This is a genomic window from Ciceribacter sp. RN22 (assembly GCF_024054295.1).
Classification (GTDB): domain Bacteria; phylum Pseudomonadota; class Alphaproteobacteria; order Rhizobiales; family Rhizobiaceae; genus Allorhizobium; species Allorhizobium lividum.
In genome coordinates this window covers 1,666,760-1,689,309 of record NZ_JAMXLD010000001.1, presented here as the reverse complement: position 1 = coordinate 1,689,309, position 22,550 = coordinate 1,666,760, and the positions used below count along the sequence as shown (strand labels likewise).

Genomic DNA, 22,550 nt, shown 5'->3' with positions numbered 1-22,550 from the left:
CTCTTCTCGTCTCGGTCGACATCACCCTCAGAAGCCGGCTGGCTCGGTGCCGTTTGCCTGCGACGACGGCCGGCACTTGCGGGCTGCGCAGGAGCGCAATCGCTGAACCGCACCATGCAAAAAGGGGCCGCCCGACGGGCAGCCCCTTGCCAATCCTGAAACAGGATCTGATTACTCGGCGTCGCCTTCGGCAGCCTTCTTCTTCGGGGCAGCCTTCTTCTTCGGAGCGGCTTCCTCGCCTTCGGCGGCGTCTTCGGCCTTGGCAGCAGCCTTCTTCTTCGGAGCCGCCTTCTTCGCCGGCTTTTCAGCGCCTTCGGCTTCGTCGTCGGCGAGCAGCTCTTCCTTGCTTACCTTCTTGTCGGTGACGTCGATTTCGCCGAGCAGATGGTCAACAACCTTCTCTTCGAAGATCGGTGCGCGCAGCGAGGCGGAAGCGCCCGGCGTCTTGCGGAAGAAGTCGAGGATCTGCTTTTCCTGACCCGGGAACTGCTGCAGCTGAGCATAGAGAGCGCGCTGCATTTCTTCCTCGGTTACTTCGACGCCGGCCTTTTCGCCGATTTCGGAGAGGACGAGGCCGAGGCGGACGCGGCGCTCGGCGAGCGTGCGGTATTCGTCGCGGGCCTTTTCTTCGGTGGTGTCTTCATCCTCGAAGGTCTTGCCGGACTGGGCGAGATCGGTGTTGATCTGGCGCCAGATGTTTTCGAACTCGGCCTCCACGAGGCGTGCGGGGGTTTCGAACTTGTACATCTCGTCGAGCTGGTCGAGGATCTGACGCTTGACCTTCTGACGGGTGACCGAGCCGAACTGGCTTTCGATCTGGCCGCGGACGACTTCCTTCAGGCGATCGAGCGATTCGATGCCGAGCTTCGTGGCGAGTTCGTCGTTGAGCTCGACTTCACCCGGAGCGGCAACGTCCTTGACCGTGATGTCGAAGGTCGCTTCCTTGCCGGCGAGGTTCTTGGCCGGATAGTCTTCCGGGAAAGTGACGGTGATGACCTTCTCATCGCCGGCCTTGACGCCGACGAGCTGGTCTTCGAAGCCGGGGATGAAGCGGTTCGAGCCGAGAACCAGCTCGGCATCGGTGTCGGTGCCGCCGTCGAAGGCAACGCCGTCGACCTTGCCGACGTAATCCATGGTGACGCGGTCGCCGTCGGCGGCCTTGCCCTTCTTGGTTTCGTAGCTGCGGGCGCTTTCGGCGATCTTGCGGATCTGGTCCTCGACTTCGCCTTCTTCGATGTCGACGACTTCACGCACGACCTTGAGGCCGGAAACCGGCTTCAGCTCGATCGGCGGAATGACTTCGTAGGAGAGCGTGAACTCGAAATCGGCTTCTGCGTTCAGGATCTTGTCGGCTTCGGCCTCGTCCTCGGTCATCGTGACTTCGGGCTGGGTCGCAGACTTCTCGCCGCGCTCGGAAAGGATCGCGCTCGGCTTTTCGCGGATGATCTCGTTGACGAGCTCGGCCATGATCGACTTGCCGTAGACCTTCTTCAGGTGCGACATCGGCACCTTGCCCGGGCGGAAACCGTTGATGCGGACCTTGTCCTTGGCCTCGGCGAGGCGCTCGTTCATCCGCTGTTCCATGTCCTTGGCCGGAACGACGACCTTGATTTCGCGCTTCAGCCCTTCAGCGAGCGTTTCGATAACCTGCATGTTCTTACCTTCATGTCGTGGCGGCCGTGCTCGGACAGCCGGTGGTTTTCATTGAGCACGACGCCGGAATTCTTCTTTCCCGGGCGTGGCTGGTACGCAATCTTCAAGCATTTTGCCAGGCAAAATGGCGCAAGGGGTGACAGGAACGGCTGTTTTGCCCCTCCCGGCAGCCCGCGCGGCGATCCTGGTGCGGGTAGAGAGACTTGAACTCCCACGCCTTGCGGCACCAGAACCTAAATCTGGCGTGTCTACCAATTCCACCATACCCGCGCCCAAAAGAACCGCATGCTGCCTTCGCGCATGGCCCCTCCGGAGCGCGCGTCTCTATATCACCCGTTTCCGTCCGCGCAAAGGAAAAATGACGGCCGGGCGCGGGCCCGGCTCAGTAGAGCGGCTCCTCGTAGGCAGGCACGCCACGCACCCTGAGTTCGCGAATCTGCGCCTGCCCGCCGGCCCCGACACGGGCCGCGACGGACACCTCGTCGTCGTTGCGCGCATCCTCGATCGGCCTGCCCTCGCCCTCCGGCACGTAATAGCGCTCGATGCCGTAGTCGACGGAGATCTCGCCCCCGTCGTCGGCCGGCGTCGTATAAAGACGGAAGCGCTGCGTGCGCAGGACCACCGAGCCCTCCGCCGGCGGAAGATCGCCGAAAGCGGCCTCGGCGACCGTCCAGTAGCCGTCCGGCCCCGGTCTCAGCCGCACGTTCATCCGCGTCCAGCTTCCGGGCGCCGGCCAGTCGCCCTTGACGAGGGAGACGGGAATCCGGGACACCTCGTAAGACAGCACGACATAGTCTCCACGCAGAAGATCACGCGGATCGACCGGCACCGTCTTCAGCACGACCTCGGTGCCGGAGCGCAGGATCGCTGCCCGATGCTCAACCATGTAGAGCAGAACGGCTGTGAAAAGAACCGATACGCCTGCCGCGACGAGGAGATGGTAGCGTCCGCCTGCGGTTGCGGTGTTCATCGTCCGGCCTCCTCGGCTCTGCGGGCAAAGAGTTTTTCCATGCGGACGACGACGAAGGCGAGCACTGCCACCACCAAGCCGGAAAGCAGGAAGAAGCCGGAGGTGCCGAGCATAGAATCGATCGTCACGAAGGAGAGATAAAGAACCTCGCCGGCGAAGACCGTATAGGCAAGGTAACGTACCGCGCCGTTGTCGCGCCCGGCGAGCGCCAGGGCGAGCAGTACGAAGGCGATCGTCGCTGCTGCGAGCACCGCAAGTCTGCCGCCGGCATCATATTCGAAATGAAGCGCAAGAAGGCCAAGCACCGCCAGCGCGCACGCATAGAAGGCCGGTGCCGCCCCCGCCCGGCGGGCGATCGCCTCCAGGGGCGAGCCCTTTACCGTCAGCGCCACGAAGGAGAGCGTTCCGACGAGTGCATAGACGACGGCCGGCCAGACCTCCTCGCTCAACCCGTAGAGCCAGCCGAGCCAGGCAAGACCGAGCAGGTAGGCGAAATGACGGGCGCGCTCCGCGCCGGTGCGATAGACCAGGGCCAGTACCACGAGGGCGCAGGCGATCGGCGACCAGCCGTAAAGCCAGTCCCACTGCCAGTCGAACTGGTCGACCATGGCAAAAGAGACGGCGAAGGCGAGAAATCCGGCAGCGACCGTCACGGCTTCGGAGCGGAAGAGCACAGCCGAGGCCACTGCACCCGCGAACCAGAGCAGCATGGCATCCACCGTGTCGCCCGAGAGATGGTAGAGCTGTCCGATCAGCGCGATGGCGCCGCCGAAGCTCATCGTGCCGAGCACCAGGGCCGCCCCGCCGAGGCGATCCGCACCGCGGGCGAAGGCCACACCCGCCGACAGATGAAAGATCCAGATCAGCGCGACAACCGAGATTACCTTTGCACCGCGGGGAATCTCCTCCCAGTTCGCTGCAATCAGCAACAGGATCGACGCCGAGATGAGCAGCGCCGCCAGCATGGTCAGCACGCCGCCGACGCTGAAGGCCGATCGCCGCTGGTCATACTCGGCGAGCATCGCGTCGGCGGCAGGACGGGCCACCATCCCCTTCTCGACCCACAGATCGAAGTCGCGCTTCAGCCTTCCGCGATACATCATCTTCCCCTGAGATCCCCGGCCAGCTGCGGTGCCTTGCCGCATACCGCCACGTCGCATTTTGTGGCACTGTGATTTGCGAGAATGGAAATGACAATGCCCTTTCGCGGGTCTTTCGCAACACCCTCGCCGGCCATGCGAAGATTGCATGGCTTCCATGATGATATTGCACTGCACAAAGCGAAGTCGACGTACTATATTTGAACCATAGAGATCGCGCCTGAGGCGCTCGCAGCGACCAGGGATCTCGACGAAATTCGGTGCTACACACTCCTCCTCCCAGTGTCGCACCGATAAGACTGGCAGCACTCCTCCTCCCAGTTGCCAGTCACCCAAAATGACGCTCACCGGACCTCCTCCCCCGGTGAGCGTTATTTTTTTGTCCGCTTCCCTTCGGCGAAGTGCTTTCTGCCCACGTTCCCTTCCCCCGTGATGCAAAAATAGACAATTAACGATCACTTAACGGCAAGATCATGCATTTGATGCATAGGTGGCATACAAACTTGGCTCTACATGATTTTGCGGCGCAACATATATTGAGCTCATGAAATCGAAAGCGGCGCCGAGGACGGCCGCCGCAGCAAGTCCAAGGAGACCAATCATGAACTTTGCTCGCTCGCTCAGCAACTGGCGCAAGTACCGTCAGACCATCAACGAACTCGGCCGCATGTCGGACCGCGAACTGCGCGACCTCGGTATCGGCCGCGAAGACATCCGTCGCGTTGCCCGCGACGCCATCGCCGGCTGATTTTACAGCCTCTTCCGATTTGGAAGACCTGAAAGGCCTCCCCTCGCGGGAGGCTTTTTTTGTGCCCACCGGTCGGCGGAGTGACCATCGCCGGCCAGCTTTGCTGCCGATTTTCTGAGCCCGGCCTAAATTTTCGTCATGCTTTGCACATTTGCATAGCAGTCGCTCATTATTTGCACTGCAAAATATTGTTTTACAGGCGTATAAAAGGCTCAATCGCTGATGCGGAGAGGCCGCAAGAACAGCGAAACCAAGATTTTCGAGGAAACGACCATGAACCCGATCCGCTATGCCAAGAACTGGATGAGCTACCGCCGCACGATCTCCGAGCTCGGCAACCTGTCCAACCAGGCGCTCTCCGACATCGGCATCACCCGCTACGATATCCGCAACATCGCGGCACGCTCCTTTCGCTAAGCATTGATGCAGGTCGCTCCGCAGCCGCGGGGCGCCATGAAATGAAGAAGACGCCGAACGGCACCGCACGGTGCCGTTTTTGATTCGGGGCGATTGGAACCGCCGGCGCCGCGTGATAAGCAGCCCGCATGACGAAGACAGAGACCCTTTCCCCCATCCACATCGTCGGCGGCGGCCTTGCCGGCTCGGAAGCGGCCTGGCAGGCGGCGCAGGCCGGTGTACCGGTCATCCTCCACGAGATGCGCGGCGTGCGCGGCACCGATGCCCACAAGACCGACGGACTTGCCGAGCTCGTCTGTTCGAACTCCTTCCGGTCCGACGACGCGACGTCCAATGCGGTCGGTGTCATCCATGCCGAGATGCGTCTCGCGGGATCGCTGATCATGGCTGCGGCCGACCGGAACCAGGTCCCGGCCGGCGGAGCGCTCGCCGTCGACCGCGAGGGCTTTTCCGCCGCCGTCAGTGCCGCGATCGAAAGCCATCCGTTGATCACCGTGATTCGCGAAGAGATCGCCGGGGTTCCGCCGGAGGAATGGGGCTCGACGATCGTTGCGACCGGCCCGCTCACCTCGCCGGCGCTCGCCGAAGCGATCCGCCTCGAGACCGGTGCCGATGCGCTCGCCTTCTTCGACGCCATCGCGCCGATCGTCCATCGCGATTCGATCGACATGAATGTCTGCTGGTACCAGTCGCGCTACGACAAGGTCGGACCCGGCGGAACCGGCAAGGACTACATCAACTGCCCGCTGGACGAAGCGCAGTACAACGCTTTCGTCGATGCGCTGATCGCCGGCGATACCGTCGGCTTCAAGGAATGGGAAGGAACACCCTATTTCGACGGCTGCCTGCCGATCGAGGTCATGGCGGAGCGCGGTCGCGAAACGCTGCGGCACGGGCCGATGAAGCCCATGGGTCTCACCAACGCCCACAACCCGACGGTCAAGCCCTACGCCGTGGTCCAGCTTCGCCAGGACAATGCGCTCGGCACGCTGTACAACATGGTCGGCTTCCAGACGAAGCTGCGCTACGGGGCGCAGGCGGAGATCTTCCGGATGATTCCGGGGCTCGAGAACGCGGAATTCGCCCGCCTCGGCGGTCTGCACCGCAACACCTACATCAATTCGCCCGTGCTGCTCGATCATACCCTGCAGCTCAAGAGCCGCCCAGGCCTGCGCTTCGCGGGACAGATCACCGGCTGCGAAGGTTACGTCGAGAGCGCGTCGATCGGCCTGCTTGCCGGCCGCTTCGCTGCCGCGGAACGGAAGGGGGAGCCGGTCCGCCTGCCTCCGGCCACGACAGCCATGGGTTCGCTCCTCAACCACATCACCGGTGGCCATATCGTCACCGACGACGAACCCGGAAAGCGGTCCTTCCAGCCGATGAACATCAACTTCGGACTGTTTCCGGAGCTGGAACCCGGTGCGATCACCAAGCCCGAAGGCGTCAAGCGTTTCCGTGGCAAAGACAAGACGATCATGAAACGCCAACTGATCGCCGCTCGAGCACTCGCCGATTGCAGGCGTTGGCTCGAAGGCGCGTGAGGACGGTTCTTCGTCAGCCTCTGGCGAACGGCTCGTCTGCGTCCGGCCGGTCGCTTGCGCTGATGTAGTTGCCGAGCAGCCAGAGCGATACCTCGGCCGCCTCGGCAGGCGAAGTGAAAACGAAGTCGCCGTTGTGGAACGGCGCATCCAGAAACTCGATCGACAGTCCCCGGCCATTCGGGAGATCACACACCCTCACGGTTCCCGGCTCGATCAGGTGACATGCAAAATGGCTGCGCATGTTGCGCATGAAGCCGGTCTTGTTGTCGTGCAGACGAACGAAGACGGCCTTGCCGTCTGCCGTCGCACGCAGGTTGCGGATAGCTTCGTTGGGAAAGGCGCGGCCGAACTGCAGGATGGCCAGCCCGGTATCATGAGACTCTTCGGTCGTCGACCGACGCGCCATACGCGTCGCGCCGATGGCGAAAAGGGCGAGCAGTCCAAAGATCACCATCCACGTGACAAGCGTCACATCTGCCTCCCTCTCGTTCCTCTGTCCGCTTCGCCTATGATGCGAACGGTTCCGGCGCCCTCCGCGACATCGCGACCGGAATGGCTCTAGCAGCCGAGGCTTGCGCGAATTTGGCCGGCTTCAGACCCGCCGCCGGAACATCGCCCGCATAAGAAGCAACTGCCGTCGCCATTGCGCCGCCCGTATTTCTTCCTCGAAGACGCGTGCAGGCTCCTTTACGGCCCGATCGAGCACGTCGCCCACCAGCGCCACCGGCAGATAGGCCGGCATGATCGTCGTGGGCAGTGCGCCGGCGCCACGCGCCTTTGCGAGATGCTCGCGCCCCAGTCCGGAAAACGCTTCGACGGCGGCGGATATCCGCGTACGATCCTCGCCCGCGAGGAAGCCCTCGCGATCCAGGCCAACGGCCTTCAATATCTCCAGGGGAATGTAGAGTTGGCCGCGCGCCCGCGTCCGCGGCAAAAGCAGGATCGAACCCGCGACCGCCTGCGCGACGCCGGCATGGCCGGCACGTTCGGCGCATTTTGCCGCCTCGTCGGGGGCGGCTATCAGGCTTGCGAGCTGTATGAGGGCCGAGGCCGTATCACCGGCGTAGCCCTCGAACATGCCGCGGCTCTCCATCGGATCATCGTAGAGGTCGAAAACGCGGGCGTCGAGCATCCGCAGCAGCGCCTCGGCGGGAAGATCATAACGCCGGATGGTTTCGACGAGCAGCGCTCCGAGCGGATTGGCCGCCGTCTCGCCGTGTTCGACGCCAGAAACGAGATCACGCCAGTATTGCAGCCGGACCTCGCCCGGCAAAGGCTCGCGCACGACATCGCGGATCCGGGCGATCTCGGCGTTGAAGCCGTAGAGAGCGATCAGCCCGGCGCGCTTGTCGACCGGAGACAGCAAGGCCGCGAGGTAGCGGTCCCGATCGGTATCACGCAGCCCGGCAAGGCAGATGGCTTCGTTGTCCGGCATCGCCTTTTCCAAAAAGGACCTCGCCTCAGACCGCAATCAGCGCGGCTGCCACGGCACGCTGTTCGGCAAGCATGATGTTGTAGGTGCGAACCGCCGCGCCCGTGCCCATCGGGTCGCTCGCAATACCCCGCTCACGGAGCGCCGCCTTGAGGTCGGCAGGGATCGGACGGAGGTCCTTCCCGGTTCCGAGGAGCAATACCTCGATACCGCTCGCCTCCTCCAGCACACGCCGGAAGGCGTCGACGGAAAGCGGATCGCCTTCTGCCATCTCCCAGCCATATATGCCGGAGGGCAGCAGAAGCAACGAGCCGCGATGCGACATGTCGGCGAAGCGAAAGCCTCCGTTACCGTAGGCGTCGATCGGCGCACGGCCCGGAAAATGAGCCTCGCGCATCACTATTCCCCGGTTGCCCGGCGCCTCCGCCACGACGATCAGGCTCCAGCCTTACCGGACGGCAACGCCTCGCCTTCGGAGGCCTTTTCCTCCTGCTGGAAGCTCTCCGGACGCAGCTTGAAGGCAATCAGCACCGGCGCAGCCATATAGATCGACGAGAAGGTGCCGATCAGCACGCCGAACAGCATGGCGAGCGTGAAGGAGGCAATCACCTCGCCGCCGAAGAGGTAGAGCGCCAGAAGTGCGATCAAGGTCGTCGACGCCGTCAGAACCGTACGCGACAGCGTCTGGTTGATCGACGCGTCGATCAGGACATCGAGCGGCATCTTCTTGTAACGCCTCAGGTTCTCGCGCATGCGGTCGTAGACCACGACCGTATCGTTCAGCGAGTAGCCGATGATCGTCAGGATCGCCGCGATACTGGTGAGGTTGAATTCGATGCCGGTGAAGACGAAGAGCCCGAGGGTGAGGATCACGTCGTGCAGGGTTGCAATGATCGCGCCTGCCGCAAACTGCCATTCGAAGCGGAACCAGATGTAGATCAGGATGAGCAGGAGCGACACGCCGACGCCGATCGTGGCATTCGCCGTCAGGTCGCTCGAAACGGCGGGCCCGACCACTTCCACACGGCGAAATTCGTATTGGTCCTGAAGCTCCTGACGCACGAGCGAGATCGCCGACTGTTCGGCGTTTTCGCCCCCCTCCTGCGACTGCAGACGAACGAGTACGCTCGACGGATCGCCAAACCCTTGTGCCTGGATTTCCCCGAGGTTCAGTTCGCTCAGCCGTTCGCGGATGTCGCCAATGTCGGCCGCCCCTTGCCGCGCCTTGAGCTCGATCAGCGATCCACCCTTGAAGTCGATGCCGAGGTTGAGGCCGACGAAAACGAAGCCGGCAAGCGAGATCACGATCAGCGCGCCGGCCGTGGCGAAGGTGAACTTGCGGATTGCCATGAAGCGGATGTTCTGCGTGTCGAACATCCCCGTGCGAATGCTTTTCGGCAGGTGCTTCGGCCGACGCCAGCGGAACCACATGGCCATCAGCCACTGGGTCATCGTGAAGGCGGTGAAGACGGTGGTGACGATACCGACGGCAAGCGTGACCGCGAAGCCGCGAACCGGGCCGGAACCGAGGAAGAACAGAACAACAGCGGCGATGAGGGTCGTCAGGTTGGCGTCAACGATCGTTGCGAAGGCCTTCTTGAAGCCAACGTCAATCGCCTGCGCCAGCGAACGGCCGTTTTTCACCTCTTCGCGGATGCGCTCGTAGACGAGCACGTTCGAGTCGACGGCCATCCCCATTGTCAGAACGATACCGGCGATGCCAGGCAGCGTTAGCGTCGAACCGAGGGTCGTCAGGGCAGCGAAGATCATCGTGATGTTGGCGGTGAGCGCGATATTCGCCATCACGCCGAACGTGCCGTAGAAGCCGATCATGAACAGGACGACCGCAATCGCACCGATCACCGAGGCGGTCAGGCCGGCGCTGATCGAGTCTGCCCCAAGGCCGGGGCCGACGGTGCGTTCTTCGACGACCGTCAGGGTCGCGGGCAGCGCACCCGCGCGCAGCAGCACGGCGAGGTCGTTTGCCCCTTCGACGGAGAAGCCGCCGGAGATCTGGCCGGAACCACCGACGATCGGCTCACGGATGACCGGCGCGGAAATAACCTGATCGTCGAGAACGATCGCGAAGGGACGGCCGACATTCTGTTGCGTCGCCTGCGCAAAACGCTGCGCGCCCTTGCTGTCGAAACGGAAGGAAACGACCGGCTCATTGGTCTGCTGGTTGAAGGTCGCCTGCGCGTCGACGAGGTTTTCGCCGGAGACCAGTGCCCGCTTCTCTACGAGATAAGGCACGGCTGGATCGTCCATGGAATAGAGGACCTCGGAGGAGGCCGGCGGGCGGCCGTTGATCGCCTCTTCGACCGGCATACTCATGTCGACCATGTGGAAGGTGAGCTTGGCGGTCTGGTTGAGAAGCGATTTGAGCCGCTGCGGATCGGTGAGCCCCGGAACCTGGACGATGATGCGATCCTCGCCCTGGCGCTGGATCAGCGGTTCGGTGGTTCCGAGTTCGTCCACACGACGTCGGACAACTTCGATCGACTGGGTGAGCGCCGAGGCGGTGCGATAGTTGATGCCGGCGTCGGTGAGATCGAAGCGCAGAAGACCGCCCTCGCCTTCCGTCATCGTGATTTCCTGAACGGTGCCGCCGGTCAGTCCACCGACACTGACCACCTGGGTCAGCGGCGCGAGCGCCTCCTTGGCGGCCTCGACCTTGTCCGCGTCGGTGATGCGCACCTGGATCTGCTGCCCGACACCGGAGAGACCGGTATAGCGGATGCCCGCCTCACGCAGGTTGTTGCGGATATCGCCGACAGTCGTCTCCAGCCGTTCCTTGATGATGTCGGCCTTCTCGATCTTCAGCATGATGTGCGAGCCACCCTGAAGGTCGAGACCAAGCGTCACCTTCTTCGAAGGAAGCCACGACGGGAAGGACGCGAGTTGCCCATTGCTGAAGAAGTTGGGCATGGCGATCACCACGCTCACCGCAACGGTGAGCCAGATCAGGATCGTCTTCCAGCGGGAGATATACAGCATGAAACTCTCGAAATCAGGTTATGACAACCGGTGACCGTGCCTCTCGAGGCGCCGCACCAACAATCAGGATGCTGCGTCGGCCTTGACCGGCTCGCCCTTCACGCGGACTTCCGCGACGTAGGCGCGCAGGACGCGGACCTTCACACCGTCGCCGATCTCGACATCCAGTTCCTTGTCGTCAACGACCTTGGCGACCTTGCCGACGATGCCGCCGCCGAGCACGACCTGGTCGCCACGACGGATGGAGGAAAGGGTTTCCTCGCGCTTCTTCATCTGCTGGCGCTGCGGCCGGATCAAAAAGAAGTACCAGACGACCATTAGCGGGGCGAAAAGGAAGAGCATTTCGAGACCGGAGCCGAAGCCGGTTGCGCCCTGGACTGCTGCGTCCTGCGCGAATGCCTGCGTAATGAACATGGAAAAGAACTCCCTAGACAACAAGGCTTGCCGGCAGCCGCTGCTGCCGCTTCAGGTCGCCGGAATATAGTGGCGAGCCAAGCGATTGCAACAGAAACGGCGGCCGTGCGTACCGATTCAAGGCGTCTTACCCTTTCGTGCCGCAAAAGGCCATGCTACCGCCCGGAAAAAGCGGACAAAGCCGCAGAGCTTCTTCACTTGCGCGAGGAAACATTCATGGCCGAGGAACTCAACCGCCTGATCCTGAACGAGCTGCGCCGGCTGACGGTCGCCGTGGAACGTCTGGCAGGCCCCGCCCCTGCCGAGAACGACTGGGAATCCGCCGATTGCTTCGTCTGGGTGCCGCCGCGCAGCCACCTTCAGCCGGTCCCGCGCCCGAACCGGGTGGCACTGTCGCTGATCCGCGGCGTCGATCACGTCCGCGACATCCTGCATGAGAACACGCTGCGCTTCGCGGAAGGTTTTCCGGCCAACAACGTCCTGCTCTGGGGCGCGCGCGGCATGGGCAAGTCGTCGCTGGTCAAGGCCGTCCACGCCGATGTAAAGGAGACGACCGGTATTTCGCTGAAGCTCGTCGAGGTGCACCGTGAGGATATTTCCTCGCTGCCCGTCCTCCTCGACATGATGAAGGCGTCGCCCCACCGGGTGATCGTTTTCTGCGACGACCTCTCCTTCGATCATGACGACACCGCCTACAAGTCGCTGAAGGCGGCGCTCGATGGCGGTATCGAAGGCCGCCCCGACAACGTACTCTTCTACGCCACATCCAACCGTCGCCACCTGCTACCGCGTCACATGACGGAGAACGAGCAGTCGACCGCGATCAATCCCTCGGAAGCGGTTGAGGAAAAGGTTTCGCTCTCCGACCGCTTCGGCCTCTGGCTCGGCTTCCACAAATGCAGCCAGGACGACTATCTGACGATGATCGACGGATACGCAGAACATTTCCGCCTGCCGCTCGACCGCGAAACGCTGCATGCCGAGGCGCTCGAATGGGCAACCACCCGCGGCGGCCGCTCCGGCCGCGTGGCCTGGCAATACATCCAGGACCTCGCGGGGCGCCTGCGCATCACCATGGACCGCGGCTGACAAAAACGAAAAAAGGTCCGGGAGGCCGGACCTTTTCTAAGCTCTCCTGGTGCGCAATACCTATTCCAGGAAAGTCATCGGGTTGACCGGGGTTGCATCTTTGCGGACCTCGAAGTGGAGCAACGGGCGCTTGGCGCTGCCGCTCATCCCGGACGTGGCAAGCTGCTGGCCGCGCTGAACCTTCTGGCCGCGCTGGACCTTCAACGTATCGGCATGGCCGTAGACGGTAACCGTGCCGTCATCGTGACGGACGAGAACCGTGTTACCGAGTTCCTTGAGGCCATTGCCGGCATAGATGACCACGCCGTTTTCTGCGGCCTTGACCGGCGTGCCGGCGGGAACGGAGATATCGATGCCGTCATTGCGCTTGCCTTCGACGTTCGCGCCGTAGCCTGCGACGACCGCGCCCGTCACCGGCCAGCGATATTTGCCGATGCCGGTGGTTTCCGGAGCGTTCTCCTTGGTCGTCGCCGACGCGACGTCGCCAACCGTCTGGCTGGCTGCGGGCGGCTGGTAGGCGGCCGGCGTCGCCTTCTTCCCAGCGGTCGACGGGATCGAGGCCGTCTTCAGCGTCGCATCGGACGGCTTGGCGGCGGCGACCTTCGTCGAAGCCGGCGCGCTTCCCGCCGTCGGGATCTTCAGCGCCTGGCCGATGCGGATATTGGTCGAGGAGAGACCGTTCGCAGCCTTGAGGGCGTCGATCGGCGTGCCGGTCGCCTTGGCGATCTTGGTCAGCGTGTCGCCCGGCTTCACGACGTAGGTTCCGCCCTCGCCGGCGCCAGCGACGCTCTTGCCGGTGGCACCTGCGGATTGGGCCTGCGATTTGTCGCGGTTGCCCTGCGTGTTCGGCAGCACCGCGACCTTCTGCTCCTGCTGAGGCAGTCGGGTCGGAATATTGCCCTTTTCCGGCAATGCGGCGACGTCCGCAGCAGCACGAGCGGCATTGCCACCAAGACGAGGGATGATCATCAGCTGCCCGGGGGCAGCATCGGAGGCCTGACTGAGGCCGTTCGCCTTCAGGATCGCCGCTTCGGATACGCCGAAGCGTTTCGAGAGCGTAGCGACCGTTTCCCCAGGCCGAAGGGTGACGCGGGACTCGCTTGCCGTCGCCCAGTTGCCTGCCGGCGGATTACTACCGGTGGTCAGATCGTCATTCACCGCTTTCTGCGCCGTCTTTTGCGCGGAGGGGAACGGCTGCGCCATCGCCTGCTGCCGGCCGGCGTCCGCCGTCGGGGCCGCGAGCTCGGCTCTCTGCACCGCGACGGGCGAACTTGCCATGCGGGCGACCGAGCCGGAGGCGGCAGGCTGCGCCGGATAGGGCTGGCTCAGCGCCTGCTGACGGGTGCTGTAGTCCTGCGAATAGGACGGCTGCGCGCCGGCAATGTCGGCGCTCGGCGTCGGATGGCTATCAATTCCGACACCGCCGTCGCCCCTCTGCGGGATTGACGCGGTGGTCATCGTGTCCTGGGAAAAGATGGAACTGAAGCGGGTCGCGTCGGAACTGAAGCGGGTCGCGTCGGAACTGCATCCGGCAGCGACACTCGCCAACAGCATCGCACCTGCGATCCGGACGATAGGCAGTTCGGCTTTCAGCGACGAATTCTCACGCATAACTCGACCCACAAAATACTCAACTGGATGTGGGATGATTAAAGCGCGTTAGTGTTACCGCCCGGTTAACTGGCGAGAATCGCAGTGAACTATTTGGCAACGGCACGTTGTCGAGCGCGCGCGCGGCGCTCAGAGATAGGAGGCGACCTTCGGCATGAGCGGCAGGTAGGGCACCTGGAAGAGGTCCTCGCGCTCGAAGCGACTGCCGGTCTTCGTGAGCCGCACCATCATGCAGGTGTCCTCCGACACCATCAGCGGGGCCAGGAAGATGCCGCCCGAAACCAGTTGCTCCGCGTAGAAGCGCGGCATGGCGGGAAACGCTGCAGTGGAAAGGATACGATCGAAGGTTCCCTCGCCCGGAAGCCCGTTGCTGCCGTCGGCCTGACGCAGGACGACGTTGCGGATACCAAGCTTTTCGAGCCGGCGTTGCGCGTCGCCGACCAACGTCTTGTAGCGGTCGATCGAGACAACACGCTCGGTGAGCCTGCCGAGCACCGCCGCCATGAAGCCGCTACCGGTGCCGATGTCCAACACCCGCTGTCCCGGCTTCACGTTGAGACGATCGAGGAGGCGCAAAGCGAGATCTGCCCCTTCCATGAACGCCCCGCACTCGATCGGAATGGTGCGGCTCGAATAGGCCTGATCGGCAAACTGCGGCGGCACGAACGCCGAACGCGGGGTCTGTTCGACAGCGGTCAGAAGGTCGAGATCGGAAATTCCTTCGGCGCGCAGGCGCAGAACCAGCGCGGCAAAGCCTTCCTTTTCGACCATCGCCGACTTCAATCGTTCACCCCGTATCCAAGAGCCTGTGCCAGACGATCCTGGGCACTATAGTCGGTGAGGTCGAGCTTGAGCGGCGTGACCGAAATCTTGTTGCTCTTGACCGCATGGATGTCCGTGCCTTCACGGAAGTGCCCCTGGCGCTCGCCGAAGCGCAGCCAGTAATACGGAAAGCCACGACCATCCGACCGCTGTTCGACCGTCAGGCCGAAATCCAGCTTTCCCTGCGACGTGACGGCAATCCCTTGCACATCCTTCGGCGCGCAGTTCGGGAAGTTGACGTTGATCAGCGTGTCCGCGGTCATCTCCACCGTCATCAGCCTGCGAATGAGATCGGGCGCGAGCGTTTCAGCGGTTTCCCAGGGAATGTAGCGCGGCCCTTCGGCCGTATAGGTGTAGCTCTGGCTGAGTGCGATCGAACGTACGCCCTGCAAGGTCCCCTCGATGGCCCCGGCAACGGTGCCGGAGTAGGTCACATCGTCGGCAAGGTTCGACCCGGCATTGACGCCAGAGAGCACCAGATCCGGCTTGCGATCAAGTATCTCGCGGATGCCCATGATCACGCAGTCGGTCGGCGTGCCGCGCAGCGCGTAATGCTTTTCGGAGACCTTGCGCAGGCGCAGCGGTTCGGAGAGCGTCAGCGAATGCGCAAGGCCGCTCTGGTCGGTCTCCGGCGCGACGATCCAGACATCGTCGGAAAGCGCGCGAGCGATACGCTCCAGAACCGCCAGCCCTTCGGCGTGGATGCCGTCGTCATTGGTGAGCAGAATACGCATCCGTGCCTCGTTCCGGTCAGGCGGCCTTCTCGATCCGCTTCAGCCCGCCCATGTAGGGCAGCAGGGCATCCGGGATCGTGATCGAACCGTCCTCGTTCAGATAGTTCTCCATCACCGCGATCAGGCAACGCCCGACGGCGACCCCGGAGCCATTCAACGTGTGGACGAAGGTCGTCCCCTTGTCGTCCTTGCCGCGGTAGCGGGCGTTCATCCGGCGGCCCTGGAAGTCGCCGCAGACCGAGCAGGACGAGATTTCGCGATAGGTGTTCTGGCCGGGCAGCCAGACTTCGATGTCGTAGGTCTTGCGTGCGCCGAAGCCCATGTCGCCGGTGCAGAGCGTCATTGTGCGGAAGTGCAGCCCCAGCCGCTTCAGCACCTCTTCGGCGCACGCCGTCATGCGCTCATGCTCGGCAATCGAGCTATCCGCATCGGTGATCGAGACGAGCTCGCACTTCCAGAACTGGTGCTGGCGCAGCATGCCGCGCGTGTCGCGCCCGGCGGAGCCTGCCTCCGAGCGGAAGGACGGGGTGAGCGCGGTGAAGCGCAGCGGCAGCTTTTCCTGCTCGAGGATTTCGCCCGAAACCAGGTTTGTGAGCGTAACCTCGGCAGTCGGGATCAGCCAGCGGCCGTCGGTGGTCTTGAAAAGGTCTTCGGCGAACTTCGGAAGCTGGCCCGTACCGTACATCGCCTCGTCGCGCACCATCAGCGGCGAGGAGACCTCCGTATAGCCGTGCTCGGTGGTGTGGAGATCGAGCATGAACTGACCGAGCGCTCGCTCGAGCTTCGCAAGCTGGCCGGTCAGAACCGTGAAGCGCGCGCCCGACAGCTTGGCGGCGCGCTCGAAGTCCATGTAGCCAAGCGCTTCGCCAATCTCGTAATGCTCTTTCGCGGCATGGTTCCAGCCGGGCTTCTCGCCGACGACACGCTTCACCACGTTGTCGTGTTCGTCCTTGCCGACGGGCACGTCTTCCAGCGGAATGTTCGGGATGCGCGACAGGGCGTCGTTGAGCTCGGCCGAAACCTGCCGCTCCGCCTCCTCGGCAGCCGGCATGGCGTCCTTCAGATGCGCCACTTCCGCCTTCAGCTTGTCTGCAAGCTCCATGTTCTTCTGTGCCATCGCGGCGCCGATCTCCTTGGAGGCGGCGTTGCGGCGCGACTGCATGTCCTGCAGGCTCTGGATGACCGCGCGACGCTTCTCGTCGAGCGCAATCAGGCTGGCCGCCTGCGGCTCCGCACTGCGCTTTGCCAGCGCCACGTCGAGAGCCTCGGCGTTTTCACGTATCCATTTGATATCAAGCATTGTCGTTCCAGATCGTGTTGTCGTGGTCGTCGGACGGAAACAGTGCGACGCCGAAGCCGGACGCCGCCAGTCGCAGGCCGAACGCAGCCGCGCCCGGGCCCGGGCTCAAGCCTCGCCGGCGCCCGCGGATTCGTCCGCCTCGACCAAAGCCGCAGCGGCGCGCTTGCGTTCCACGAGTCGCGCTGCATAGATCGCTACCTCGTAGAGAAGGATCGTGGGCAGTGCAAGACCGATCTGGGAGACCGGGTCAGGTGGGGTCAGAACCGCGGCGATCACGAAGGCGACGACGATGAAATACTTGCGCTTTCCGGCAAGCCATGCGCTTTCGAGCAGGCCGACCCGGGCAAGCAGGGTCGTTACCACCGGCAGCTGGAAAACCAGTCCGAAGGAGAAGACGAGCGTCATGATGAGGCTCAGATACTCCGACACCTTCGGCATCAGCGAGATCGCGATGCCGTTCTGGTCCGGCGCCTGCTGCATCGCAAGGAAGAACCACATCACCATCGGCGTGAAAAAGAAATAGACGAGCGCGCCGCCGACAAGAAAGAGGATCGGCGAGGCGATCAGGAACGGCAGGAAGGCCTGACGCTCGTTCTTGTAGAGACCGGGCGCGACGAACTTGTAGAGCTGCGCGGCGATCACCGGAAAGGCGATGACCAGCGCGCCGAACATGGAGACCTTCACCTGCGTGAAGAAGAACTCCTGAGGCGCCGTATAGATGAGCTCCGCCTTCGAGACATCGAGGCCAGCCCAGATCACCGCCCATTTGTAAGGAACCACCAGAAGATTGAAGAGGTCCTTGGCGAAGGCGAAGCAGCCGATGAAGGCGGCGAAGAACGCGACGAGCGACCAGATCAGGCGTGTGCGCAGTTCAATGAGGTGTTCGACGAGCGGCTGCGGCTTGTCCTTGAGATCGCCGCTCATTGGCTATCCTCTTTCTTGGCTGTGCGCGGCTTGCGAGCGGCGGGCTTCGCCGCCGTTTCGGCTTTCTTCGCCGGTGCGGCCCGCTTGGGCGCCGCCTTTGCGGCAGGAGCGGCAGCCGCTTGCTCGGCCTTGGGCTTGGCGACCCTCTTCGCGGCCGGCTTTGCCTTCTCCGGTTCGGCGGCAGCAGCCACCGGTGCGGAAAGCTCCGGCGGGACACCGGTCAACGGCGCGGCCATTGGCGGCGCCACAGGCGCGACGGTACCTTCGCTTGCGGTAGCCTCTGACGACGCTTCCGCCGGCTTCACATCTGGTGTGGTCGCCTTCTGCAACTCGCTCCTGATTTCGTTGCCGGCCTGCCGTAGCGGGTTGACGGCATCGCGGAGCGCATTTGCCGGGTTGAGGCTTCGGACATCGTTCACCGTTTGCCGCAACTCGTCGAGTTCGGCCTCACGCAATGCCTCGTCGAACTGCGCCCGGAACTCGCCTGCGGTCTTGCGCAACCGGGCAGTCATTTTCCCAAACGCCCTGATCATCGGCGGCAGGTCCTTCGGACCGACCACGACAATCAGGATCACGGCAATGACCAACAGTTCGGTCCAGCCAATATCCAGCATAAATCAGGCTCCTGAAGCCACCGACCCTTGGAAGGACCGCATGCACCCGGCCGGGAACCGGCCTTACTTCGTTTCGTCGGCCTTGTGCTCCACGGTCTTGCTCGGCGGTTCCGGGGTATCGTCGTCGGACATGCCCTTCTTGAAGCTCTTTATGCCCTTGGCGACATCGCCCATCAGTTCCGGAATCTTGCCGCGACCAAACAAGAGCAGCACGATCGCCAGAACGATCAGCCAATGCCACATGCTAAAAGAACCCATTACAAACTCCCTCGGTTTTGCGTACCATCGATGTAAGACGTTTACGCGTCTTTTTCAAACACCAAAATGTCTTGCGCGTCGACCCTGAGGGTCACGTCCTTGAGGTCAGGTGCCAGAAGATCGGCCCGGACGCGCGCGCGTACCGGCTGCTCCCGTCCGGGAATAGCAAGCGTCAGCATCTCGACCACGCCCAAAAACCTGCGCGACACGATGCGGGCCGGGATCGGACCGCCTTCCAGCAGCACATGCACGCCAGAAAGACGCACCGCGACGGACACTTCGCGCCCCTCCGGGATCGTGCCCGCAGAAGCGACGCCGAGCGGCGTTTCCACCCCGCCGCCCCTGACGACGCCCGAGAACTCGTTGATCTCCGAAAAGAAGGCGGCGGCAAACAGGTCCTTCGGCCGGCGGTAGAGGTCGTCCGACGTGCCGACCTGGACCAGCTTCCCGTCGCGCAGAAGCGCAATCCGGTCGGCCATGCGCATCGCCTCCTCGGCGTCGTGGGTGACAACGACGGCGGTCGCCCTCGTCTCCCGCAGGATCGCCAGCGTGTCGGCACGGATCGTGTCCTTCAGGCGGGAATCGAGCCCGGAAAACGGCTCGTCCATCAGGAGCACGCCCGGCCGTGGCGCCAGAGCCCGGGCGAGCGCCACGCGCTGCTGCTCCCCGCCGGAAAGGATGTGCGGATACTTGTCCGCGTAATGGGCGAGGCCGACGCGCTCGAGCGCGAGCATGGCCTCGGCCCTCGCCTCGCCGGCGGGAAGCGCAGTGAGGCCGAAGCGGACGTTGTCGATCACGCTCATGTGGGGAAAGAGCGCGAAGTCCTGGAACATGAGACCAATGCCGCGCTGCTCCGGCGGCACGAAACCGGACGGCCCCGCCACCTCGCGCTCGTTGAGGAGCAACCGGCCGGAGGTCTGGACCTCGATGCCTGCGGCGATCCGCAGCAAGGTCGTCTTGCCCGATCCGGACGGACCAAGCAGACAGAGCACCTCGCCCGCCTCGGCGGTCAGCGTGACGCCACGAATGGTTTCCTTGCCGTGATAGCTGTGACGGATGTCCTCGAAGCTCAGGCGGGCCGCAAAGGTCACACCGGCGGTGCGCCTGGCGTTTCCTCGCGGTGCGATTGCCGTACTCGAATTCATTCCACCGTCCGAGCGGCTGCGCTCTCTTGGGGTACGGCGGCCTTGCGGCGACCCGCAGACCCGGACGCAACCTGTTGCAGTTCAAAACATGAACCTATTCGTCCGGTTCACCACCCGGAGTCAAGAGGCCGAGTTCCTCGAGATCGAGCTGGGTGATCGGATCTTCGTCCTCGGTCAGGTCGTCGCCGATCGTCGGAATGGCGATATTGAAGTTGGCCGGTATGCGACCGGAAAGGAGGCCCGCCCCCTTCAGCTCCTCGAGACCGGGCAGGTCGCGCAGCTCTTCCAGACCGAAATGATCGAGGAAATCACGCGTGGTACCGAGCGTCACCGGCCGCCCCGGCGAACGCCGCCGGCCACGGAAGCGCACCCAGCCGGCCTCCATCAGCACGTCGAGGGTCCCCTTCGAGGTCTGGACGCCACGGATTTCCTCGATCTCGGCGCGCGTCACCGGCTGGTGATAGGCGATGATTGCAAGGACTTCGAGTGCCGCGCGGGAAAGTTTCTTCGCCTCGCTCTCCTCTTTGCGGATGACGAAGGAGATGTCAGCAGCGGTACGGAAAGCCCAGTGGTCGCCGATCTGCACGAGGTTCACGCCACGGCCGGCATATTCGACCTTCAGCGTCTGCATCAGCACCGTCACGTCGATGCCGCGCGGCAGACGCTCCGCCAGAAACTTCTCCGAGACGGGTTCTGCGGAGGCGAAGACAAGCGCTTCGGCGATCCTCAGGGCCTCCCGTTCGGCGCGGTCGCGTTCGGGCGTGAACTCCTCGTCGTCGCCGAGATCCAACCGCTCCTCCTGCAAGACCTCCACCATCGCGCTCACTCCGAGGATGCGAGTTCGGCGGCCCGCGGGCCGCCGCGCATGTAGATCGGCGCGAAGGCGCCCTCCTGGCGGATTTCGAGGCGCCCTTCGCGCACGAGCTCCAGCGAGGCCGCAAAGGCGCTCGCAATCGCCGTCACCCGCTCCTCGGGTGTCGTCGCATAGCGCAAGAGGTATTGGTCAAGTGTCGTCCAGTCGCCGATCTCGCCGATCATTCGCGTCAATATGGCCCGGGCATCGGCGAGCGACCAGACGCGCCGCCGTTCGATCGTCACCTGGGTGATCGACTGGCGCTGGCGCAACGCCGCATAGGCGGTCAGCAGATCGTAGAGCGTCGCTTCATAAGCGGATTCGACGCGCGTCGGCACGTGTTCGGGCGCACCGCGGGCATAGACGTCGCGGCCGAGGCGATTGCGGTTGATGAGGCGCGTCGCCGCTTCGCGCATCGCCTCCAGCCTCTTGAGGCGGAAGGCAAGGGTTGCGGCCATCTCCTCGCCCGAAGGGCCGTCGTCCTTCGCCTGCTGCGGGATCAGGAGGCGGGATTTGAGATAGGCGAGCCAGGCCGCCATCACCAGATAATCGGCCGCGAGCTCGATGCGGATGCGCCGGGCGGTCTCGATGAACTCCAGATATTGTTCGGCGAGCGCCAGCACGGAGATCCGCGACAGGTCGACCTTCTGGTTGCGGGCGAGATAGAGCAACAGGTCGAGCGGTCCTTCGAAGCCCTGCACGTCGATGACGAGCGCAGGTTCGCCGGTTAACCTTTCGGCGTCGGTTTCCTGCCAAAGCTTGTCCATCGGCGTGGCGGCGGACACCCCCTGCCCTCCGGTCCTCTGGCGGTCGGCCGGGGCCTGTCCGGGGCGGCCATTCATGCCGACGCCCTCAGGCTCTCAAATTCTTCACGAAGTGCGAACTCGTCCGCCTCTCCCACGGATTTCAGCGCTGCTTCGACAGCCGCCGCCCGTTCGCGGGACCGGCCGGCAAGCGGCGGCACCTGCGCGGCCACCGCACGCATCTCTTCCATGACGCCGTTGCAATGAAGCACGATGTCTCCGCCACCTGCGACGATCGCCGCCGCGCGTTCGCCGAGCGTTCCCTTCAGCGCATTCATGGAGGAGTCGTCGGAGATCAGCAGGCCATCGAAGCCGATCGTCCCGCGGATGATCTCGTCGATCACCTTCCTCGACGTCGAGGCCGGACGATCGGGATCGACCGCCGTGTAGACCACATGGGCGCTCATCGCCATCAGTTCGTTGCGGAGCCGCTTGAACGGCGCGAAATCATGGGCTTCCAGCTCCGAAAGAGGCGTCGTCACCACCGGCAGTTCATGGTGGGAGTCCGCCATACCGCGACCATGGCCGGGAACATGCTTCATCACCGGCAGGACGCCGCCGGACTTGAGCCCTGCCGCGGCCGCCTCGCCCATTTCCCCGACAGTGACCGGATCGGTGCCGTAAGCGCGATCGCCGATGACGTTGCTTGCGCCCTCGACCGGCACGTCGAGCACCGGGAGACAGTCGACGTTGATGCCGAGCTTCAGGAGGTCGAAAGCGTGGAGGCGCGACATCAGCCAGGCGGCACGCAGCCCCTGGCCGCGGTCGCGGCGGTAGATGTCGCCGAGCACGGCTGCGGAAGGATAACGCGGCGCGATCGGTTCGCGGATGCGCTGGACGCGTCCCCCCTCCTGGTCGATCAGCACGGGCGCATTGCGCCCGCCGACGGTCTCACGCATCTCGGCGACGAGATCACGAATCTGCGACGGTTCAGAGAGGTTGCGGGCGAAGACGATGAAGCCCCAGGGCTGTTCGTCCCGGTAGAAGGCCTTCTCGTCGACCGTCAGCTTGAGGCCGCTGCAGCCCAGGATCATCGCTTTCATCGTGCTCATGGCCGAATCATAAGAGGCGCAAGTGAAAAGCCGAAGCGCCGAGCTAGGTCATGCACAGGAAAAATGGCGGAAA

At 63.6% G+C, this 22,550-nt stretch carries 23 protein-coding genes and 1 tRNA gene; 4 read left to right on the top strand and 20 right to left on the bottom strand.

All coding sequences use genetic code 11. The annotated features are described in order from the left end of the window. Window positions 1-171 precede the first annotated feature (171 nt). From tig to NHF53_RS08350, 4 genes are all read right to left on the bottom strand, one after another. Complete coding sequence (tig, locus tag NHF53_RS08365) at window positions 172-1,653, bottom strand: trigger factor (RefSeq protein WP_252833804.1); 1,482 nt, start codon at window positions 1,651-1,653, stop codon at window positions 172-174. Window positions 1,654-1,838: 185 nt separating this feature from the next. Then, a tRNA-Leu gene (locus NHF53_RS08360) sits at window positions 1,839-1,923 on the bottom strand. Window positions 1,924-2,035: 112 nt separating this feature from the next. Continuing rightward, window positions 2,036-2,623, bottom strand: a complete 588-nt coding sequence (locus tag NHF53_RS08355; RefSeq protein WP_252833803.1) for a GDYXXLXY domain-containing protein — start codon at window positions 2,621-2,623, stop codon at window positions 2,036-2,038. After that, window positions 2,620-3,723 (bottom strand): DUF2157 domain-containing protein, encoded by a 1,104-nt coding sequence (locus NHF53_RS08350; protein ID WP_252833802.1) that lies wholly within the window; start codon window positions 3,721-3,723, stop codon window positions 2,620-2,622. Before NHF53_RS08350 ends, NHF53_RS08355 begins: the two co-directional genes overlap by 4 nt. Before the next feature lie 601 nt (window positions 3,724-4,324). Between NHF53_RS08350 and NHF53_RS08345 the strand changes: the two genes are divergently transcribed. The 3 genes from NHF53_RS08345 to trmFO all read left to right on the top strand — a co-directional run bounded on the left by NHF53_RS08345 (window position 4,325) and on the right by trmFO (window position 6,429). After that, window positions 4,325-4,471, top strand: coding sequence for a DUF1127 domain-containing protein (locus NHF53_RS08345; protein ID WP_112688403.1), 147 nt, complete (start codon window positions 4,325-4,327; stop codon window positions 4,469-4,471). Between the two features lie 273 nt (window positions 4,472-4,744). Further along, window positions 4,745-4,888 carry a DUF1127 domain-containing protein gene (locus tag NHF53_RS08335; protein WP_112688511.1) on the top strand — a complete coding sequence of 48 codons (144 nt, stop codon included), beginning with the start codon at window positions 4,745-4,747 and terminating at the stop codon, window positions 4,886-4,888. Window positions 4,889-5,016: 128 nt separating this feature from the next. Then, on the top strand, window positions 5,017-6,429 hold the full coding sequence (trmFO, locus tag NHF53_RS08330) for a methylenetetrahydrofolate--tRNA-(uracil(54)-C(5))-methyltransferase (FADH(2)-oxidizing) TrmFO (protein WP_252833801.1): 1,413 nt from the start codon (window positions 5,017-5,019) through the stop codon (window positions 6,427-6,429). A gap of 13 nt (window positions 6,430-6,442) precedes the next feature. Here the strand turns inward: trmFO and NHF53_RS08325 are convergent, their stop codons facing one another. From NHF53_RS08325 to yajC, 5 genes are all read right to left on the bottom strand, one after another. Further along, entirely contained in the window at window positions 6,443-6,901 is a 459-nt protein-coding gene (locus NHF53_RS08325; protein ID WP_252833800.1) for a hypothetical protein, read from the bottom strand. Between the two features lie 120 nt (window positions 6,902-7,021). After that, window positions 7,022-7,864: a phytoene/squalene synthase family protein gene (locus NHF53_RS08320; protein ID WP_252833799.1), complete on the bottom strand. Its 843-nt coding sequence runs from the start codon at window positions 7,862-7,864 to the stop codon at window positions 7,022-7,024. 25 nt (window positions 7,865-7,889) lie between these two features. Next, window positions 7,890-8,258 carry an Mth938-like domain-containing protein gene (locus tag NHF53_RS08315; RefSeq protein ID WP_114363087.1) on the bottom strand — a complete coding sequence of 123 codons (369 nt, stop codon included), beginning with the start codon at window positions 8,256-8,258 and terminating at the stop codon, window positions 7,890-7,892. A gap of 38 nt (window positions 8,259-8,296) precedes the next feature. Further along, window positions 8,297-10,858 carry a protein translocase subunit SecDF gene (gene secDF, locus NHF53_RS08310; RefSeq protein WP_252833798.1) on the bottom strand — a complete coding sequence of 854 codons (2,562 nt, stop codon included), beginning with the start codon at window positions 10,856-10,858 and terminating at the stop codon, window positions 8,297-8,299. Window positions 10,859-10,921: 63 nt separating this feature from the next. Next, the gene (gene yajC, locus NHF53_RS08305; protein WP_252833797.1) at window positions 10,922-11,272 is read right to left on the bottom strand and encodes a preprotein translocase subunit YajC; all 351 of its coding nucleotides are present in this window, start codon (window positions 11,270-11,272) and stop codon (window positions 10,922-10,924) included. Between the two features lie 216 nt (window positions 11,273-11,488). On the opposite strand from yajC, the gene NHF53_RS08300 reads away from it, so the two are divergent. Further along, window positions 11,489-12,361, top strand: coding sequence for an ATP-binding protein (locus NHF53_RS08300; RefSeq protein ID WP_252833796.1), 873 nt, complete (start codon window positions 11,489-11,491; stop codon window positions 12,359-12,361). 60 nt (window positions 12,362-12,421) lie between these two features. On the opposite strand, the gene NHF53_RS08295 is transcribed toward NHF53_RS08300, so the two are convergent. The 11 genes from NHF53_RS08295 to nagZ form a co-directional block, all read right to left on the bottom strand. After that, window positions 12,422-13,972 (bottom strand): LysM peptidoglycan-binding domain-containing M23 family metallopeptidase, encoded by a 1,551-nt coding sequence (locus tag NHF53_RS08295; protein ID WP_252833795.1) that lies wholly within the window; start codon window positions 13,970-13,972, stop codon window positions 12,422-12,424. A gap of 129 nt (window positions 13,973-14,101) precedes the next feature. Continuing rightward, window positions 14,102-14,743, bottom strand: a complete 642-nt coding sequence (locus tag NHF53_RS08290; protein WP_374591049.1) for a protein-L-isoaspartate(D-aspartate) O-methyltransferase — start codon at window positions 14,741-14,743, stop codon at window positions 14,102-14,104. Between the two features lie 8 nt (window positions 14,744-14,751). Then, window positions 14,752-15,528 carry a 5'/3'-nucleotidase SurE gene (surE, locus tag NHF53_RS08285; protein WP_252833793.1) on the bottom strand — a complete coding sequence of 259 codons (777 nt, stop codon included), beginning with the start codon at window positions 15,526-15,528 and terminating at the stop codon, window positions 14,752-14,754. Between the two features lie 16 nt (window positions 15,529-15,544). Next, on the bottom strand, window positions 15,545-16,828 hold the full coding sequence (gene serS / locus NHF53_RS08280; protein ID WP_252833792.1) for a serine--tRNA ligase: 1,284 nt from the start codon (window positions 16,826-16,828) through the stop codon (window positions 15,545-15,547). 105 nt (window positions 16,829-16,933) lie between these two features. After that, on the bottom strand, window positions 16,934-17,752 hold the full coding sequence (tatC, locus tag NHF53_RS08275; protein WP_252833791.1) for a twin-arginine translocase subunit TatC: 819 nt from the start codon (window positions 17,750-17,752) through the stop codon (window positions 16,934-16,936). Then, window positions 17,749-18,366 carry a Sec-independent protein translocase protein TatB gene (gene tatB, locus NHF53_RS08270; RefSeq protein ID WP_252833790.1) on the bottom strand — a complete coding sequence of 206 codons (618 nt, stop codon included), beginning with the start codon at window positions 18,364-18,366 and terminating at the stop codon, window positions 17,749-17,751. The genes tatC and tatB overlap by 4 nt, the downstream gene beginning before the upstream one ends. A gap of 63 nt (window positions 18,367-18,429) precedes the next feature. Further along, window positions 18,430-18,624, bottom strand: coding sequence for a twin-arginine translocase TatA/TatE family subunit (locus NHF53_RS08265; protein ID WP_112688429.1), 195 nt, complete (start codon window positions 18,622-18,624; stop codon window positions 18,430-18,432). A gap of 41 nt (window positions 18,625-18,665) precedes the next feature. Then, window positions 18,666-19,769, bottom strand: a complete 1,104-nt coding sequence (locus NHF53_RS08260) for an ABC transporter ATP-binding protein (RefSeq protein ID WP_252833789.1) — start codon at window positions 19,767-19,769, stop codon at window positions 18,666-18,668. A gap of 94 nt (window positions 19,770-19,863) precedes the next feature. Beyond that, window positions 19,864-20,583: an SMC-Scp complex subunit ScpB gene (scpB, locus tag NHF53_RS08255; protein ID WP_114363295.1), complete on the bottom strand. Its 720-nt coding sequence runs from the start codon at window positions 20,581-20,583 to the stop codon at window positions 19,864-19,866. Window positions 20,584-20,591: 8 nt separating this feature from the next. Beyond that, complete coding sequence (locus NHF53_RS08250; protein ID WP_114363077.1) at window positions 20,592-21,464, bottom strand: ScpA family protein; 873 nt, start codon at window positions 21,462-21,464, stop codon at window positions 20,592-20,594. Continuing rightward, the gene (gene nagZ / locus NHF53_RS08245; protein ID WP_252833788.1) at window positions 21,461-22,477 is read right to left on the bottom strand and encodes a beta-N-acetylhexosaminidase; all 1,017 of its coding nucleotides are present in this window, start codon (window positions 22,475-22,477) and stop codon (window positions 21,461-21,463) included. Before nagZ ends, NHF53_RS08250 begins: the two co-directional genes overlap by 4 nt. Between the last annotated feature and the right edge of the window lie 73 nt (window positions 22,478-22,550).

What these genes read in the sequence shown, in the direction of transcription:
- secDF (WP_252833798.1), bottom strand. Translation starts at nt 10,858, where the DNA reads ATGCTGTATATCTCCCGCTGGAAGACGATCCTGATCTGGCTCACCGTT.
- nagZ (WP_252833788.1), bottom strand. Translation starts at nt 22,477, where the DNA reads ATGAGCACGATGAAAGCGATGATCCTGGGCTGCAGCGGCCTCAAGCTG.
- NHF53_RS08300 (WP_252833796.1), top strand. Translation starts at nt 11,489, where the DNA reads ATGGCCGAGGAACTCAACCGCCTGATCCTGAACGAGCTGCGCCGGCTG.
- serS (WP_252833792.1), bottom strand. Translation starts at nt 16,828, where the DNA reads ATGCTTGATATCAAATGGATACGTGAAAACGCCGAGGCTCTCGACGTG.
- surE (WP_252833793.1), bottom strand. Translation starts at nt 15,528, where the DNA reads ATGCGTATTCTGCTCACCAATGACGACGGCATCCACGCCGAAGGGCTG.
- NHF53_RS08345 (WP_112688403.1), top strand. Translation starts at nt 4,325, where the DNA reads ATGAACTTTGCTCGCTCGCTCAGCAACTGGCGCAAGTACCGTCAGACC.
- NHF53_RS08335 (WP_112688511.1), top strand. Translation starts at nt 4,745, where the DNA reads ATGAACCCGATCCGCTATGCCAAGAACTGGATGAGCTACCGCCGCACG.
- NHF53_RS08350 (WP_252833802.1), bottom strand. Translation starts at nt 3,723, where the DNA reads ATGTATCGCGGAAGGCTGAAGCGCGACTTCGATCTGTGGGTCGAGAAG.
- NHF53_RS08250 (WP_114363077.1), bottom strand. Translation starts at nt 21,464, where the DNA reads ATGAATGGCCGCCCCGGACAGGCCCCGGCCGACCGCCAGAGGACCGGA.
- NHF53_RS08260 (WP_252833789.1), bottom strand. Translation starts at nt 19,769, where the DNA reads ATGAATTCGAGTACGGCAATCGCACCGCGAGGAAACGCCAGGCGCACC.
- tig (WP_252833804.1), bottom strand. Translation starts at nt 1,653, where the DNA reads ATGCAGGTTATCGAAACGCTCGCTGAAGGGCTGAAGCGCGAAATCAAG.
- trmFO (WP_252833801.1), top strand. Translation starts at nt 5,017, where the DNA reads ATGACGAAGACAGAGACCCTTTCCCCCATCCACATCGTCGGCGGCGGC.
- NHF53_RS08295 (WP_252833795.1), bottom strand. Translation starts at nt 13,972, where the DNA reads ATGCGTGAGAATTCGTCGCTGAAAGCCGAACTGCCTATCGTCCGGATC.
- tatC (WP_252833791.1), bottom strand. Translation starts at nt 17,752, where the DNA reads ATGAGCGGCGATCTCAAGGACAAGCCGCAGCCGCTCGTCGAACACCTC.
- yajC (WP_252833797.1), bottom strand. Translation starts at nt 11,272, where the DNA reads ATGTTCATTACGCAGGCATTCGCGCAGGACGCAGCAGTCCAGGGCGCA.
- tatB (WP_252833790.1), bottom strand. Translation starts at nt 18,366, where the DNA reads ATGCTGGATATTGGCTGGACCGAACTGTTGGTCATTGCCGTGATCCTG.
- NHF53_RS08265 (WP_112688429.1), bottom strand. Translation starts at nt 18,624, where the DNA reads ATGGGTTCTTTTAGCATGTGGCATTGGCTGATCGTTCTGGCGATCGTG.
- NHF53_RS08290 (WP_374591049.1), bottom strand. Translation starts at nt 14,743, where the DNA reads ATGGTCGAAAAGGAAGGCTTTGCCGCGCTGGTTCTGCGCCTGCGCGCC.
- NHF53_RS08320 (WP_252833799.1), bottom strand. Translation starts at nt 7,864, where the DNA reads ATGCCGGACAACGAAGCCATCTGCCTTGCCGGGCTGCGTGATACCGAT.
- NHF53_RS08355 (WP_252833803.1), bottom strand. Translation starts at nt 2,623, where the DNA reads ATGAACACCGCAACCGCAGGCGGACGCTACCATCTCCTCGTCGCGGCA.
- NHF53_RS08315 (WP_114363087.1), bottom strand. Translation starts at nt 8,258, where the DNA reads ATGCGCGAGGCTCATTTTCCGGGCCGTGCGCCGATCGACGCCTACGGT.